The following is a 15,957-nucleotide window of genomic DNA, read 5'->3' as shown; positions in this document are numbered from 1 at the left end:
TCCATGGCCAAATTTCTCAGCGTCCTGGTGTTGCTCGTCAGCGCATTCGGAGCGGGCTACTATCTCGGACAACGGCCCGTCGGAACGCTGCAGAAAACGGTCTCCGACCTTCAACAGACGTTAAAGGATTTGTCTCGAAACGTATTGGATACGACGCTCGGAATCGAGCGCGATCTCCGCAGGCGTCAAGGTCTCGTGGAGGCCAAATCCCATTTAGTACAGGCAAAAGCGCACCTCGTGGAACGAAACTTCGGCGACACGGCGAAAGAACTGGCTGAGGCCGTCAATGCCGTGGAAACCACTACGAAAGGAACCAAGCCGGACAGCTCCACGAATGCCCTAGCGGATCTGGCTGGAGCACTGAGGGAGGTACGGCTGGAAATCGCGATGGGGAAGCCGGTATCGTTGAAGAAACTGGATGAGTTACAGCTACGGATGGATCAATTGCTCAATAAGTAAACGGGGTCAGGCATTGGCCGGTTGAGAGATCGGCTGTTTCTTCCACTTCGCCAAAATTCGTTCCACCCGCATCTTGACCACCATATCGGGATCCTTGAGCAACGGCTTGATCGCTTCGCGGCCTCGTTCGTCGCCGATCGATTCCAAGGCGGCAGCCGCCGTCAACCGCGTGAACCAGTCTTTATCGCCAAGCATTTCAATCAACGGATCGATGGCTTCGCCGCTTTTAATCCTTCCCAACGCGAGCACTGCGCTCTTGCGGACATTTTCATCCTTGTCGCGAAGCGCCACAATCAACTTCTCAACGGACGGCCGACCCAGTTGGACCAAGGCCTCGATGGCATCATCCTTAAACTCATCGTTCCGAAGTTGGAGCATCAGAGGATCAAGCACGCGTTCATCGCGGATTTTGCCGAGCGCAGCAATGGCATACTTGCGCACTTCCCAGTCACGGAGCAATTTGAGGAGTGTGTCGACGGCGGGAGAGCCCACCTGACTTAATGCTTCAATCGCAACTTCTCGGACCTGCCAATCACCGTCGCGCAACGCGCGGGTCAATGGCGCCACACAACGCTCGTCACCCATCTCGCCGAGTGTGATGATAGCTTCTCGGCGGACCACCCAGTCAGGATCATTCAGGAGGTCGATCTGAATATCGATCTCATCCTTTACCTGCTCTTCTTCAAGCGCAACAGGATCTTGGCCGATGGTCAGCGCGTCAGACTGGGCTGGTGATTCAGCCTGGGTCGGATCGGCGGCAACGCCACCGAGTGGCCCATCACCGGCCTGCTGGTTGAGAGGATTCATCCCCTGAATTGAATGTTTTGGTTCTTGTTCCATTGAATCAGTACCAGACACGACTGCGGCACCCGCTAGACTAGGCAGAGGTAGCCGCCGCACCTTTGCTTCCAGCCGCCCGCTTTTTTCGCAGTGCAAGCGCCCGCCGTTTCCGCTGCTCCCTCTTCAATCGTTTCTTGAGTGATCTTACCGCGGAATCCCCTTCAGGATTGCCGTGGTTGGTGAGCTTCGCTGTAATCTTCTTTTTCAACCTGGCTTCATCCGGTTCCGCGGCTCGCTTCTTGGCCATCGATCTGTGCCTCCCCTTCGAATAGACTTACGTATTGTACGGTGACGACGAGAAGGTGCAGTCTAGTAGAGAGCTTTGCGCACTGTCAACCTCGAGTGGACAACCAGCATACGGGGTCGTTGGCGAGGAGCAGACCGGGAAGCCTGCGGAATAGGCTGAACTTAGTTGATGACCAATGAGGCGACCGGAACCTGCGCCGGATGATCCGCAACGAGCATCGCAAGCGCCCAGCGATTGCGCCTCTCGATCCAAAGATCACCTATGAAATTTCGAGCTGGCGAAACCATACCAGGTGACGTCCGGTCAAATTCCGGCCCGGCAGCGGCAAGAAGTGAGGTCGCTCGTTCTGAGAATCGTTCTGAAAGCAAGATCAGCTCCGGATGGCGCTCACCGACGATCTCCACTTGCACATGCGCCAACCCTTCATGCTCCATACCCAACTGCACGGCCGCACGACGGGAAAGATCAAGAATCCGGCCTTTTTCGTAAGGACCACGGTCGGTAATCCGCACATAGAGGTGTTTCCCATTGGTCAAATTAACCACACGCACCACACTCCCAAGAGGAATAGTTCTATGCGCAGCCGTCAGGGCTTCCATATCGAATAGCTCGCCATTCGCAGCTTGTTTTCCGTGAAACTGTTCACCGTACCATGAAGCTACTCCTCGATCCTTGATCCCGACATCGAGTTGCATATCCCCTTTGGGAATCCAAGAACAGGCTCCCAACGAAAGACATAGAACCATTGCACAATGCTTATACGATGAGGACCAGCTGTGGTGGATGTCTGTGTACATGCTGCGTTTCGCCTCCCTTTGGCTTGCTATCGACCGTTCGTCGTACACGTCGATATCAGGTTATGAGAGACATAGGACTTCAACAATACCGACTGGAGTACCCGCCACCCCCACCTCCGTATGGAGTCCACCAATTCCGTTATCAAGGGGGGAAAACACACGCAACGGCAAGAAGCTGGCCTGCGGCGCACCTCTATATAAAGGAGAAGTACGTCTAAATCAACACCTTGAGAGTGAAACAGACCGGGCAATGAAGACGAAGAACTATCGACGAGCACAGAGTGACGAACGTTCACGTCCGAATAGCCATACCACTGCGCAGTCGTGTTTCCTCAGGGCATGTGGTCCTTGTGGCCGTATTGACTGCTTCCGACGGAGTGAGTAAGATCCCTGAGTCAATGCTGTCGTATTCTAGAGCGTTACCGCTCCATTCTCCACAGTTGCTCACACCGATATCGCATTCGTGATCGACGTTCAGAACATTACCAAACGATACGGCCATCACACGGCTATTGATCGCGTCACCTTCTCCGTGGCCAAGGGAGAAGTCTTGGCATTCCTTGGCCCCAACGGCGCAGGCAAAACGACCACCATGCGGATCCTGACCTGTTTCATGCCGGCGACGGAGGGCAGTGCGAAAGTGGCCGGCTATGACTGTACCGATCAACCACTGGAGGTCAAGCGGCAGATCGGATACCTGCCGGAAACTCCGCCGGTCTATCAAGAACTGACGGTCACCGAATATCTGACCTTTGTCGGACGACTTCGCGGGATCACAGGACCTAAGCTGACATCAGCGCTCGACCAATCAGTCGGACGGCTCGAACTCGGCTCCGTACGCCACCGGCTGATCGGCAACCTCTCCCGTGGCTATCGCCAACGCGTAGGACTGGCACAAGCGCTGCTGCACGACCCCCCGGTGCTGATCCTCGACGAACCGACGGTCGGTCTCGATCCCAAACAGATCATTGAAATCAGGGAACTCATCAAGAGCCTGGCCGGCTCGCATTCAGTCATTCTCAGCACTCATATCCTCCCGGAAGCGACGGCAGTCTGCCAACGAGTGGTCATTATCAACAAGGGGCGGATCGTCGCGGAGGATACCCCCGAACAATTGTCGGCCCGACTACGTCAATCGGAGAAAATTTCAATTACCCTCAAGACATGCCCGGCCGACTGCGAGATGAAGCTCCGTGCGATCTCCGGCATCTTGAATGTTCTCCCAGGCCAGGCAGGGGGCACTTTCCTCATCGAGTGCGAACTGGGTCACGATCTGCGGGACGAGATCGCACGTGTGGTGGTCTCAAACCAGTGGGGATTGCTCGAACTCCGCACCGTGTCTATGACATTGGAAGACGTGTTCCTCCACCTCACGCGCCACGAGGACCATCTCTCAGATCCGACGGAAGCTATGGTCAGCACGGCCTCTGCTGAAAGGACGGACGCGTAGACACCCCATGACCCCGGTGCAGGCCGTCATCGCCAAGGAACTGCGTGGGTATTTCGTATCCCCCATTGTCTATGTGGTGGGGGCCGTCTTTCTGCTCATCTTTGGACTACTCTCATATCTCTATGTCGGATTTGCCGGTGCGCAAGCCATCCAATTGATGCAGATGCAGGGGGGGATGGCCCAGATCAATTTGAACGATCTGGTCTTTCGAAATCTCTTCGCCAGCATGCGTATCGTCCTCCTGCTCATTCTGCCTATTCTGACCATGCGATTGTTCGCGGAAGAGCGCAAGCTTCGGACGTTTGAGTTCCTGATGACGTCGCCCATCAGGATCAATGAGATAGTCATCGCCAAGTTCGTCAGTGTCTTTCTGGTTTATCTCGGCCTCTTGGGACTAACCGTGCTGGTGCCGACTGTATTGATGCTGTTCAGCGATTTCGATTGGAACCCCATCTGGACCGGCTATCTGGGGATGGTGCTGTTGGGAGCCCTCTTTCTTTCCGTGGGAGTGTTTGCGTCGGCGTTGACGGAGAACCAGATCGTCGCCGCCTTTGTCAGCTTCGGCATGCTGCTAACGATCTGGTTGATTTCCGGGTTAGGGAGCCTTTTCGGCGACACCCCTGCAGGCCGAATCATCTCGTATGTCTCCTTCATGGAGCACTATGAGCGTCTGGTGCGGGGACTCATCGACACAAGCGATCTCGTGTACTTCGGAAGCGGACTGGCGCTCATGCTGTTCCTCACACATCGAGTCGTGGAATCGACACGCTGGAAATGAACCTCAAATCTCTCCCCCTCGGCTTGCTCGGAGTCGTGCTCGGAATCGGGGGCATGATTGCGTACAGCCTTCGACCTGACTGGCTGTGGGCGGTCACGATCGCGGAAGGGTTGGCATTGATCTGCTTGGTGCTGTTTTTCGTCCTGCACTTCGAGACCGTCAAAGCCTTTTCAGGCCGGCGTTCGACCAAGATGGGGCTGAATAGCTTTCTCATGATCGTGCTCGTTTCGGGTATTCTGGTCATCATGAACTTTTTGGCGTCCCGGCACTCAGTACGCTGGGACCTTTCGGAGAACCAGAATTTCACGCTCGCACCGCAAACTCATCGGATCCTTCGAACCTTGGCGCGCGACGTCAAGATCACCGTTTTCACGAGGGAAAAAGATCCCGGCTACCAGGCCTATAAGGAACGACTGGAGAGTTATCGACAAGCCTCCACGAAGCTCACCATAGAGTTCATCGATCCGGAGAAACAGCCAAAGCTTGCCCAAAACTATGGAATCTTCCGAACCGATACCGCAATTTTTGAGAGCAACGGCCAGACGATCCGCGTCACCTCACCGTCTGAAGTGGAATTGACCGGTGCCCTGCTTCGAATATCCAAGGACGCCAAGAAACGCATCGTGTTTGTCGAGGGGCACAGCGAGCTGAGTGTCGAGGATAAGGATCGCAACGGCCTTTCCCTTGCGAAAGAAGCCCTGACTCGTCAAGGCTATGAGGTCGGCACCATCTCGCTCCTGAAGGAATCGGCCGTGCCGGACAATACTTCAGTGTTGGTCTTGGCCGGCCCACGCCGCGCTGTGATGAAAGAGGAGCAGGACCGTATTCAGAACTATGTCGAGAAGGGCGGCCATCTTTTGGTTCTGGCCGACCCCGACACTCAGACTGGTTTGGAGTCACTGCTCGCCCATTGGGGACTCGGCTTGGGTCCCGGGGTCTTGGTGGACTTACAGGATCGATTGGCCCAGGGAGACCTTACCGCACTATTGGTCAGGACGTTTACTGAGCATGAGATCACCCAGGACCTCACCTCTGCCGTGCTGTTGCCACTGTCCCGACACGTGATGTTCGACGAACTAGTTGGAAAAGATTGGGACTTCGTGCCGCTTGCCCGTACATCGCCGAACAGTTGGGCTGAAACGAATATGCAGGGCCGGGTCGTGAGCCTGAACGAAAAGGAAGACGTGAAAGGACCGCTACCCATGGCCGCAGCGCTGGCGCCTAAGAAGGCTCCTGAAGAAGGGAAACCGCGTCCGGCTATCGTGGTGATCGGCAACTCCACGTTTGTGTCCAACGCGTTTTTCAATTTTCCCGGCAACAGCGACTTTTTCCTCCACACGACGGGTTGGCTGGCAGAAGAACGCGACTTGATTTCCATCGCGCCAAAAGAGCCCGCGTTGCGACCCTTCACGCCTAACCCCACGCAGGAACGCGCGTTGATTTACATTCAGGTCGTCTTCCTTCCGCTCATGACGTTTCTCACCGGCATCATCGTGTGGAGAAAACGCCGCCGCCTCTAGCCTATGACGCGCTACTGGCCGACTTTACTCATGTTCGCCGTGCTGGCCGGTCTGGGTGGCTACCTCTATCTCGTCGAATTTCCCGCCAAGCAACGAGAAGAGAAACAGGAAAGCGAGCAGAAGCACCTCCTGCTTTTCCCGGAAACCGCGATCACCGGACTCTCCATCACCACCGCACAGGGACCGATCGAATTCAAGCTGACGGAACCTGGCAAGTGGACTATCGTAACCCCCCTTCAAACGGATGCGGATAACCGCGAGGTGCAGGCACTCATTCGAGCGTTAGTGACGGGGGCTGTGAATAGAACGGTTGAAGAGCAAGCCACCACACTGGCGCCATTCGGGCTTGAACAGCCGGTGACTACTCTCACCATCACAGCCGGAACGCAACAAGAGACGATTTTGATCGGCGACAGCGGTCCCCTTTCAAATACTCTCTATGTGCTGCGTGTATCGGACCGGCGTGTGCTCCTGACGAACCTGGCGCCGAAAGACTTCATCAATAAATCCTTGATGGCGTTCCGCCGGAAAGAGCTGCTGAGATTCGTGCAAAACGACATCGAGCGGGTTCGCCTGACCTATCCGACGACCGAAATCGTGATCTACAATATGGCCAAGGACAAGCCCAAGCCCTTGTGGAAAATCCGTTATCCGATCGAAGCCGAAGCAGACCAGAATGAAGTTCGTTCAATGATGTTTCGATTGGAAGACCTGAAGGCGCTTGGCATCATCGATCCCGGCCCCGAACGAGACGCTATTGCCAAGACCCTGACGACGCCAAAAGTGAAGGTCACGCTACATACCGCCGCCGGCGACCAATCAGTCCGGCTCTATCAGCCCGATCCCCAAAGCGGCGAGGCCATTGCGGAAACGACAGCCGATGCGCCGCTCTATTACATCAACCCGGCGCTGCTCAAGGACCTGACCAAGGAGCTGTTCAATCTGCAGGATAAACGACTCCTCGGCCTTGACTACACGGATATCGCGATGTTGTCGGTCAAAACCAGAGATCAGCAGTATGTCTTGATCAATCAAACCGGCGAGTGGGTGCTCGAAGACCAGCCTACGGATAAGGTCAGCCAAGAGGCGGCGGATCTCTTCGTCAGTCGAGTTGCGAATCTGCCGGCCGAGGAACGCGTGATGAAGCAGTCGGCGCCGCTGGCTCCGTATGGACTATTGGCGCCCAGTGCGGAATTTGTCGCCACCGGCAAAGACGGCAAAACCATCGGAAAACTGACGCTCGGCAACCATGCAGGAAACCTTGTCTTTGCCACCGGCCAACGTCTGCAGGGTGTGTTTCAAGTGCGTCCTGATCTCCTCACCCAGATTCCACTCAAGACCGACCTTCTCGCCAAACCGCAGGGCACTCAGGGAACCGGACAGTGATGGCCTCGCAGTCAAAGATGTCCGATAGACTTGTGACTACCGGCACCTTCAGCATTCCAGCTCCAAAATAATAATTTCATCCTCGGATCCTTCGCTCCTTAAAATTCAGGCAAACCCTTACCTATGTAGGGCTAGACCGATTTAGGACCCTCTCGTAGTATCCAGTTCTACCCTGTGGATTCACAGGAGTTTGAAAAGACCTCATTCCTTCAGTGTCAATCGAAAATGGATGGCTTCATATGAAACAAACCGTTACTGCCATATGCCAATATCTAGCCGCTACCCTGATCGTCGCTCTTTGTTTGAGCGCCTTTGGCTGTTCGGATAAAGCCTCGGTTTCGGATGAACCTGAGGTACCACTCTCGAGCTTGGGAATTACCCCCGGGAAGCTCCAGCCGGCCTTTTCAAGCAATGTCACAAGTTACGCATTCAGAGTATCGGCAGCCACGGCCAGTGTCACAGTGACGGCCAGGCCCAAGGATAGTAAAGCAACGATTACGATCAATGGGAACCTAACAAGTGCTGGGCAGGGGCGCATCGTGACACTTGGTCCTCCTGGATCGACTACCACCATCAGCATCAATTTGACGACACAGACAGGAGGCGAAACCACTTATAGCGTCGACGTCATTAGACCCTTATCAAGCGACAATAATCTATCAGCGTTGACCGTCACACCGGGCCCGTTGGCCCCTGCCTTTGATCCGGCTACCTTGAACTACACCGTTAACGTTGCTACCTCGGTTACCCAAGTGTCCGTCTCGGCAACGAAATCTGACCCTATTGCTGTGATGTCTGGTTCGGTAACGGCTGGAGCAGGAGTCGCAACAGGACAAGCGACCATCCCGCTTGATGCGCCAGGGACCAGCAAGCAGGTGTCGATCACTGTCACAGCGCCGAATGGCGCCGCTAAGACCTACACCATTACTGTCAACCGCCTCTCCGGCGATAACAATCTGTCGGCCTTAACGGTCACACCAGGTGTCTTGGATCCCGCGTTTGCTCCGGCTACTTTGAACTACTCGGTGGATGTGGCCACCAATGTCACTGCAGTGACCGTGACAGCCACGAAGTCCGATTCGAATGCCGTGATATCGGGTGACGTGCCCAATCAAGGACAAGCAATTATCCCGCTCGATGGACCGGGGACCAGCAAGATCGTATCGATTAGTGTCACAGCCCCGAATGGCGACTCAAAGACTTATACGATTACCGTGAACCGTCTTCTCTCAAGTGACAACAATCTGTCGGCCTTGACGGTCACACCAGGCGCCTTGGCTCCTCCATTTGCTTCGGGAACCTTGAACTACACGGTGGATGTGGCCACTGACGTTACCGAAGTGACCGTCACGGCAACGAAGTCCGATTCGAATGCCGTAATATCGGGTGATGTGCCCAATCAAGGACACGCAATTATCCCGCTCGATGGACCGGGGACCAGCAAGCTGGTGTCCATCATCGTGACGGCTCCGAATGGCACCTCAAAGACATACCGGATCACTGTGAACCGAGCTGCTCCGGCCAGCGACAACAACCTGTCGGCATTGACGGTGACACCCGGCACCTTGGTTCCCGACTTTGCTCAGAGCACAACGACGTATTCGGTGGAAGTTCCGTTCAGTGTCGACAGTGTAATCGTCTCCGCAACCAAATCCGATCCGAATGCCGTGATGTCGGGTGACGTAACGGCTGGAGCCGGGGTCGCAACAGGACAACAGCCCTTTCTCCTCGTACCACTATTACCCGTGACGGTGTCGATCACCGTTACGGCCCCGAACGGAGAATCAAAGCCATACTCTGTTGTCATCGTCAGAACGTTATTCTAGAAATGATCCCACTCGCCGTCGGATCCTATGGGATCCGACGGATCATAGAGCCGCCGTATCGACATCGCCATACCAGTATACGACCCACACAATCCCGCTAGTCCGAACACCAGCGGTTCTCACACCCTGGGTGAGTGACCCGAGCGGCCTCACAATTCTCATCGAAAATCTTGCCCACAGTAGGTACTTGATTCCCGCAGAGCCCAGCCCACCGCCGCCTGATGGCTCTTGACCTCACCCAAGTGGATCGGTTATACGTACTGCCCCCGTTCACTGAAACATACACTGGTGCATGAGTGGGTAAATGGACCAGTTTGAGCCGTCTCGTAGTGTCCGCACCTCTTGTTAGGGTTCACAATGATGGACCTGACACTTCATACCTCTAAAGAAAGACGATGCTAATTATGAAACGCACCATGACCGTTGCTGGACAGTATCTAGCCGCCGCTTTTCTTGTTGCACTCGGGTTGAGCGCCTATGGTTGTGGCGACTCAGCGACAGTCAACCCAGAAGTGGAACTCTCCAGGCTCACAGTCAGTCCCGGCACACTTCAACCGGGGTTTAGCGCGGGAACAACCTCATACCGTGTCGATCTGACCAATAACATTGCAAGTGTGATCATCACCGCTCAAGCGGCCGTGTCAGGCGACACTGTGTCTATCAATGGGCAGTCGACGACAAGCCGTACCATTACACTGGACCCGGCAGGGTCAACGACAGTCGTCAATGTTGTGGTTTCAGAATCAACCAATAATTCGAGAACCTACACAGTCCGTCTGGTCAGAGCAGGATTGGCTGGAAACAATTCATTGCAGAGTTTGGCGGTAGCCTCCGCAACACTGGCGCCTGCATTCGATGCGAACGTGCAAAGCTATACCGTAAGTGTTGCCAACAACGTCGGAAGCGTCAATATAACTCCCACGCTGTCGGATCCTGCTGCAACGGTGACCGTGAATGGACAAGCCGCGGTCTCTGGTCAAGCCCGCGCAGTATCCCTCAATGGCCCAGGCCAAAGCACAAGCATCACGATTATCGTGACCGCCCAGAATGGCAATGACAAAACCTATCTCGTGACTGTAAGCCGCGGAGTATCCGCCAACAACAACTTGCAAGGTCTGGCCATTTCACCAGGAACGTTGGCCCCATCCTTCAACGCAGGCACAGTTGGATACACGGCCAACGTGGGAAGTGGCGTGACCCAATTTACGGTGACGCCGACGCTGCAAGATACCGCGTCAACTATGACGGTGAATAATCAAACCACCAACTCCGGGCAGGCCCGAACTATCGCATTGAATGCGGCCGGATCGAGCACCTTTATCAATATCGTGGTAACCGCACAGAATGGGACTCAGAAGACGTATTCCGTAAACGTCATGCGCGCCGCGCTTGCGGGAAACAATAATCTTCAGGGTTTGGCTGTGTCGCCGGGATCCTTAGCCCCCGCCTTCAGCGCCGGTACAGAGGATTACACAGTCAACGTAGTAAGCGGCGTGACCCAATTTACGGTGACGCCGACGCTGCAAGATACCGCGGCGACCATGACGGTGAATAATCAAGCCACCAACTCCGGGCAGGCTCGGACCATCGGATTGAATGCGGCCGGATCGAACACCTTGATCAATATTACGGTGAGGGCACAGAACGGCAGCCAGAATACATACACGGTGAACGTCATCCGTGCCGCGCTTGGTGGAAACAATAATCTCTCGGCATTGAGTGTCACGCAAGGTGCCTTGGCTCCTGCGTTTGCGCAAAACACCCTAAACTACACAGTGAACGTGGCGAGTACTGTCACCAGCGTGAATGTCTCGGCCACCAAAGCCGATGCAACTGCCGTGATGTCTGAAGACGTGATAGCCGGCGCGGGAACGGCAACCGGTCAAGCGACCATTCAACTCGGCGGGCAAGGGACGGGCACCGTGGTTTTGATCACGGTTACTGCTCCGAATGGCAGCCCCAAGTCATACCGCGTCACCGTGAATCGCGCAGCGCTCGCAAGTAACAACAACCTGTCGGCCTTGAGCGTGACGCAAGGCACCCTGTCTCCTGCCTTCTCTGCGAGCACCCTTACCTATTCAGTGAACGTGGCGAGCAACGTCACCAGCGTCAATGTCTCGGCTACAAAGGCCGATGTGAATGCCGTGATGTCCGAGGACGTGACCGCCGGAGCAGGGACAGCAACCGGCCAAGCAACCATTCAACTCGGCGGCCCAGGGACAACCACGCCTGTGTTGATCGACGTGGCGGCCCCCAATGGAAACTCAAAGACATACCGCATTAACGTGAACAGAGCGGCGCTCGGGAGCAACGATAACCTGTCGGCATTGAGCGTTACACAAGGTACCCTATCTCCTAACTTTGCTGCGAGCACACTGAACTACACAACGAACGTTGATAGCACCGTCACGAGCGTCACAGTTTCCGCGACTAAGTCCGACTCAAATGCCGTTATGTCCTTAGGTGGTGCGACCATCCCAGCGGGAACAGCATCAGGTCAAGCGACTGTTCCATTGAACGGAGCAGGAACTTCCACATCGGTGTCGATCACTGTAACCGCCCAGAACGGGGTTAACGTTCAGACCTACACGATCACCGTGAACCGGGCGGCTCCGGCGAGTCCGCCGCCGGCGCCAGCGAGTGCGCCAAATCTGATAGCAGCGGATGACTCCTGTCCCCTTCTTGATCCTCCTGATCCTACAAATCCTGATCCTGATGGGTGCGCGCCTGGCACTAGTAGGTCGGACAACAACACCAACATCACGACACCTAGATTTGCAATACCTCAGCCGGGCGCAGGTCTGACTCCAAACCTGTATGTGGATGGAAACAAAGTCGGATCTACCTTTAGTGCGGGTACCCTACAGCCAACGTCATCGCTGAGTGACGGGCCCCACACGATTACCAGCACAGTGACTAGTACGGCAACGAGCCTTGAATCTGATCAGAGTGGCGGCTTGAGTGTGACCATCGACAGCACAGCCCCTGGAGGACCAGGATAAGTTCAATACCAATGGCATGACCGTCTCAGTCCTCAATGCCGATCTGAATGTCCTGATATCAGGAATATGAATGGCTGAGACGGTCACAGCTCCGGAAGAATAGGCCTCTCACAGAATCTCTCTCGCCATAAGCGTCCGATTCCCATGCATCCCGATTTACCCCCGCTCGATTTGAAGTCTTGACCTCACTGGTCGGATTGGCTATACATTTAACTCCTGCTCAGCCAATTTGAACCCTCTCGTCATTTCCACATCTCACGTTTGGGTTCACCAGAACCGACTGGCTCATCACTTCACGCATCAAAGGAAGGTGATCGCCTCGAGATGGGACGTACCATCACAGTCGCAGCTAGATCTCTCGTTGCCGTTCTCTTCCTCGCGATTGGACTAGGTTTCTCCGGTTGCCAGGACAGCGGGTCGCTCTCGAATGAACCGGAGGCCCAACTCTCCAGCCTATCCGTCAGCCCCGGGGTGCTCCGGCCGGCCTTTTCAAGCAACACCGTCAGCTATGAGGTCGATGTCTCGACGACCGTCACCAGCGTCACGGTGACCGCCACCCCTGAGAACAACACGACCACCATGACGATCAACGGCGCTGCCACCAACGCGGGACAGGGACGCACCGTCGCGTTAGGAGGCCTCGGGTCGCGCACGAGCATTACGATCGCGTTAACGGCGCAGAGTGGAAGTCGCAACACCTATGTCGTCGTCGTCAATAGAACGGCATCGAACAATAGCGATCTGTCGGCTTTGAGCGTAACTCCAGGCGTCTTGTCCCCTGCATTTGCTCCAAGCACCTCGAGCTATGTGGTAGACGTGGCGAGCACCGTGACGAGCGTCTCGGTGGTGGCCACCCCTGAAGACAACACGACCACCATGACGATCAACGGCGCTGCCACCGGCGTTGGGCAGGGACGCACCGTCACGCTGGGATCGCTGGGGTCAAGCACAAGCATTACGATCGTCTTAACGGCGCAGAGCGGAAGCCGCAACACCTATGTCGTCGTCGTCAATCGAGCGGAATCGGGCAATAATAATCTCTCGGCCTTGCGTGTGACCCCGGGCGCCTTGTCTCCCGCCTTTACTGCTGGGACCTTGACCTACACCGCAGATGTGGCGGCCACCGTTACGAGCGTGACCGTCTTCGCGACCAAGTCCGATTCGAATGCTGAGATGTCCGGTTCGATAACCGCCGGGACGGGAACAGCTTCGGGACAAACATCCATTCAACTCGGGGGGCCAGGGACGACCACCTCGGTGGCGATCACCGTGACTGCCCAAAATGGAAACTCAAAGACCTACCGCATCACGGTAGAACGAGCGGCGCTCGCCAGCAATAATAACTTGTCGGCATTGACTGTGACACAAGGCTCCTTGGATCCTGGGTTTGCTTCAGGGACCACAACCTACACGGTGGACGTGGCGACCACGGTCTCCGACGTAACCGTCACCGCGACGAAAGCAGATTCGAATGCGAGCATGGTGGTGAATGGACAGGGAACCAGCTCAGGCCAAGGCCGCGACATTGCCCTCGGCGCTCCGGGATCGGACACGAGCATTTCCATTGTCGTGACCGCTCCGAATGGAAACTCCAAGACCTACCGCATCACCGTGAGCCGAGCAGCGTCCGCGAACAACAACTTGTCAGCCTTGACTGTGTCATCGGGCAGCCTGGCACCACCCTTTACTCCGAGCATCGTGACCTACGCAGTGAACGTCGACAGCGGAGTCGCCAATGTGACCATTACCGCCACCAAATCCGACCCGAATGCAGTGATGTCCTCCTCCGGATCGGTAATCGCCGTGGCAGGGGACCCAACGGGCCAAGTGAACGCCTCCGTGGGGCTGGGAACAAGCACTGAGGTGTTAATCACCGTGACCGCACCGGATGGGACCCCAAAAACCTACCGCATCACCGTGAGCCGACCGTTCCGCTAGCGAATCGTCCTCGCATTCGTAGATCCAATAAATCCATTGAATCCATTTATCTCCAAACTGAATTCCACACTGAGCACGTGGAAGCGCGCAAAGAAATGCTCCGCAGCCATCGGCGCAACCTGCCTCGGACCCTTCGCAATCCTCACAGCTCCTAATCCAATGTGTTGACCCGACAAATTGGATCAGCTATACCATCACTAAGCCTTGTGAAAACCTCATAGGCTGATTTTGAGCCCTCTCGTAGCCTCTACGCCTACCGTTTGGGTTCACCGAAACAGACAGCTCATCATCGATCGAGAGAAAGTGACCTGCATTACATGAGGCGCACGCTCACCATAGCCGGACAATTTATTGCTGCCGTCTTTCTGATTGTCATCGGCTTGGGGACCTCCGGCTGCCAGGATACCGCGTCGGTTAACAAGGAGGGGCAGCTCGCCAGCTTGAGCGTTACCGGTAGCGTTAGCCCTGGAGGGCTTGATCCGGCTTTTTCCAGCGATATCACCAGCTATACGGTCGACGTGTCGACAGCGGACACCAGCGTCACTGTAAGAGCCACCCCTCAAGACAGCGGAACAACGATGACCATCAACGGGCAAGAGACGAGCGCTGGGCAGGCACGCACCATCGCGCTCCCGCAGCCTACAACGAATATCATTATCGTGTTGACGGCACCGAGCCAAAATCAGCACACGTATGTCGTCATTGTGCGCAAAGTAAACAACGATCTGTCGGCGTTAAGCGTGACACCAGGCTCCTTGTCGCCGGCTTTTGCTCCAGGCACTTTGAACTACACAACGGATGTCGACGCCGACGTCACCAGTGTGACCGTCTCCGCGACCAAAGCCGATCCGAACGCCGTGATGTCCGGTTCGGTGTCCGCTGCTGCCGGGTCCGCAACCGGCCAGGCGGCCATTCCGTTGGGCCAGCCAGGGTCAAGTACCGTGGTGTCGATCACCGTAACCGCGTCGAATGGAATCGCGAAGACGTACCGCATCACGGTGAGTCGAGTAAACAACAATCTGTCGGCGTTGAGTGTGACCCCAGGCGTTTTGGTTCCCGCGTTTGCCCAAAGCACCCTGAACTACACGGTCACAGTCGGCAGCAGCATCGACAGTGTGACCGTCTCCGCGACCAAAGCCGATCCGAACGCCGTGATGTCTGGTTCGGTGTCCGCTGCTGCCGGGTCCGCAACCGGCCAGGCGGCCATTACGCTCGGAGGGCAAGGAACATCGACCGCCGTGTCAATTACTGTGACGGCACCGAATGGAGATTCAAAAACATATGGCATTACCGTAAATCGAGCAACACCCGGCAGCGAGAATGCCTTGTCGGCGTTGAACGTGACCCCAGGCCGTTTGATTCCCGCGTTTGCTCCAGGTATCCCGATCTACACGGTCACCGTCGGCGCCGGTATCGACAGTGTGACCGTTTCCGCAACCAAAGCTGATCCGAGCGCTGTGATGTCCGGTTCAGTGGTAGCTGGGGCAGGAATCGCAACCGGCCGGGCGGCCATTCCATTGAATGGGCCAGGGACAATCACCGTAGCATCGATCACCGTGACTGCACCGAATGGAAACCCCAGAACCTACACCATCACCATAGACCGTGGATTCCGCTAGAAATATTGAAGGCTGTTCTGTCTGCTAGCGGCCGCTTCAGCCAGCCTGCCGTAGAGAATCTGTCCCTAGCTATAAACCATGGGCTTCTTCTCGGA

Annotated in this window: 12 protein-coding genes; 9 read left to right on the top strand and 3 right to left on the bottom strand. The window is 55.8% G+C overall.

Annotated elements, in window-relative coordinates:
* Nucleotides 1-3: 3 nt before the first annotated feature.
* The gene (locus H8K03_15365; GenBank protein ID UVT19172.1) at nt 4-459 is read left to right on the top strand and encodes a hypothetical protein; all 456 of its coding nucleotides are present in this window, start codon (nt 4-6) and stop codon (nt 457-459) included.
* Nucleotides 460-465: 6 nt separating this feature from the next.
* Here the strand turns inward: H8K03_15365 and H8K03_15360 are convergent, their stop codons facing one another.
* The 3 genes from H8K03_15360 to H8K03_15350 form a co-directional block, all read right to left on the bottom strand.
* Entirely contained in the window at nt 466-1,299 is an 834-nt protein-coding gene (locus H8K03_15360) for a HEAT repeat domain-containing protein (GenBank protein UVT19171.1), read from the bottom strand.
* 37 nt (nt 1,300-1,336) lie between these two features.
* A complete protein-coding gene (locus H8K03_15355; GenBank protein UVT19170.1) occupies nt 1,337-1,546 on the bottom strand; it encodes a hypothetical protein in 210 nt (69 codons plus the stop codon).
* 161 nt (nt 1,547-1,707) lie between these two features.
* Nucleotides 1,708-2,343 carry a septal ring lytic transglycosylase RlpA family protein gene (locus H8K03_15350; GenBank protein ID UVT19169.1) on the bottom strand — a complete coding sequence of 212 codons (636 nt, stop codon included), beginning with the start codon at nt 2,341-2,343 and terminating at the stop codon, nt 1,708-1,710.
* 463 nt (nt 2,344-2,806) lie between these two features.
* Here H8K03_15350 and H8K03_15345 point away from each other — a divergent pair, with 463 nt between their 5' ends.
* The 8 genes from H8K03_15345 (at nt 2,807) to H8K03_15310 (ending at nt 15,862) form a co-directional block, all read left to right on the top strand.
* Nucleotides 2,807-3,793, top strand: coding sequence for an ATP-binding cassette domain-containing protein (locus H8K03_15345; GenBank protein ID UVT19168.1), 987 nt, complete (start codon nt 2,807-2,809; stop codon nt 3,791-3,793).
* A 7-nt stretch (nt 3,794-3,800) separates the two neighbouring features.
* Nucleotides 3,801-4,571: an ABC transporter permease subunit gene (locus H8K03_15340; GenBank protein UVT19167.1), complete on the top strand. Its 771-nt coding sequence runs from the start codon at nt 3,801-3,803 to the stop codon at nt 4,569-4,571.
* Nucleotides 4,568-6,091, top strand: a complete 1,524-nt coding sequence (locus tag H8K03_15335) for a GldG family protein (GenBank protein UVT19166.1) — start codon at nt 4,568-4,570, stop codon at nt 6,089-6,091. The genes H8K03_15340 and H8K03_15335 overlap by 4 nt, the downstream gene beginning before the upstream one ends.
* A 3-nt stretch (nt 6,092-6,094) precedes the next feature.
* A complete protein-coding gene (locus H8K03_15330) occupies nt 6,095-7,477 on the top strand; it encodes a DUF4340 domain-containing protein (GenBank protein ID UVT19165.1) in 1,383 nt (460 codons plus the stop codon).
* Between the two features lie 239 nt (nt 7,478-7,716).
* Nucleotides 7,717-9,303 carry a cadherin-like beta sandwich domain-containing protein gene (locus tag H8K03_15325; GenBank protein ID UVT19164.1) on the top strand — a complete coding sequence of 529 codons (1,587 nt, stop codon included), beginning with the start codon at nt 7,717-7,719 and terminating at the stop codon, nt 9,301-9,303.
* Nucleotides 9,304-9,707: 404 nt separating this feature from the next.
* Entirely contained in the window at nt 9,708-12,305 is a 2,598-nt protein-coding gene (locus H8K03_15320) for a cadherin-like beta sandwich domain-containing protein (GenBank protein UVT19163.1), read from the top strand.
* Between the two features lie 324 nt (nt 12,306-12,629).
* Entirely contained in the window at nt 12,630-14,243 is a 1,614-nt protein-coding gene (locus tag H8K03_15315; GenBank protein ID UVT19162.1) for a cadherin-like beta sandwich domain-containing protein, read from the top strand.
* Nucleotides 14,244-14,560: 317 nt separating this feature from the next.
* Nucleotides 14,561-15,862, top strand: a complete 1,302-nt coding sequence (locus H8K03_15310) for a cadherin-like beta sandwich domain-containing protein (GenBank protein UVT19161.1) — start codon at nt 14,561-14,563, stop codon at nt 15,860-15,862.
* Nucleotides 15,863-15,957 lie beyond the last annotated feature (95 nt).

The sequence above is a fragment of the Nitrospira sp. genome (assembly GCA_024760545.1).
Classification (GTDB): domain Bacteria; phylum Nitrospirota; class Nitrospiria; order Nitrospirales; family Nitrospiraceae; genus Nitrospira_D.
Note: the sequence above shows the minus strand (reverse complement) of the source record. Positions and strands in the feature narration are given on the sequence as shown.

Bases quoted from the DNA above. Each gene is read 5' to 3' on its own strand.
- H8K03_15365 (UVT19172.1), top strand. From the start codon at position 4: ATGGCCAAATTTCTCAGCGTCCTGGTGTTGCTCGTCAGCGCATTCGGA.
- H8K03_15360 (UVT19171.1), bottom strand. From the start codon at position 1,299: ATGGAACAAGAACCAAAACATTCAATTCAGGGGATGAATCCTCTCAAC.
- H8K03_15355 (UVT19170.1), bottom strand. From the start codon at position 1,546: ATGGCCAAGAAGCGAGCCGCGGAACCGGATGAAGCCAGGTTGAAAAAG.
- H8K03_15350 (UVT19169.1), bottom strand. From the start codon at position 2,343: ATGTACACAGACATCCACCACAGCTGGTCCTCATCGTATAAGCATTGT.
- H8K03_15340 (UVT19167.1), top strand. From the start codon at position 3,801: ATGACCCCGGTGCAGGCCGTCATCGCCAAGGAACTGCGTGGGTATTTC.
- H8K03_15335 (UVT19166.1), top strand. From the start codon at position 4,568: ATGAACCTCAAATCTCTCCCCCTCGGCTTGCTCGGAGTCGTGCTCGGA.
- H8K03_15330 (UVT19165.1), top strand. From the start codon at position 6,095: ATGACGCGCTACTGGCCGACTTTACTCATGTTCGCCGTGCTGGCCGGT.
- H8K03_15325 (UVT19164.1), top strand. From the start codon at position 7,717: ATGAAACAAACCGTTACTGCCATATGCCAATATCTAGCCGCTACCCTG.
- H8K03_15320 (UVT19163.1), top strand. From the start codon at position 9,708: ATGAAACGCACCATGACCGTTGCTGGACAGTATCTAGCCGCCGCTTTT.
- H8K03_15315 (UVT19162.1), top strand. From the start codon at position 12,630: ATGGGACGTACCATCACAGTCGCAGCTAGATCTCTCGTTGCCGTTCTC.
- H8K03_15310 (UVT19161.1), top strand. From the start codon at position 14,561: ATGAGGCGCACGCTCACCATAGCCGGACAATTTATTGCTGCCGTCTTT.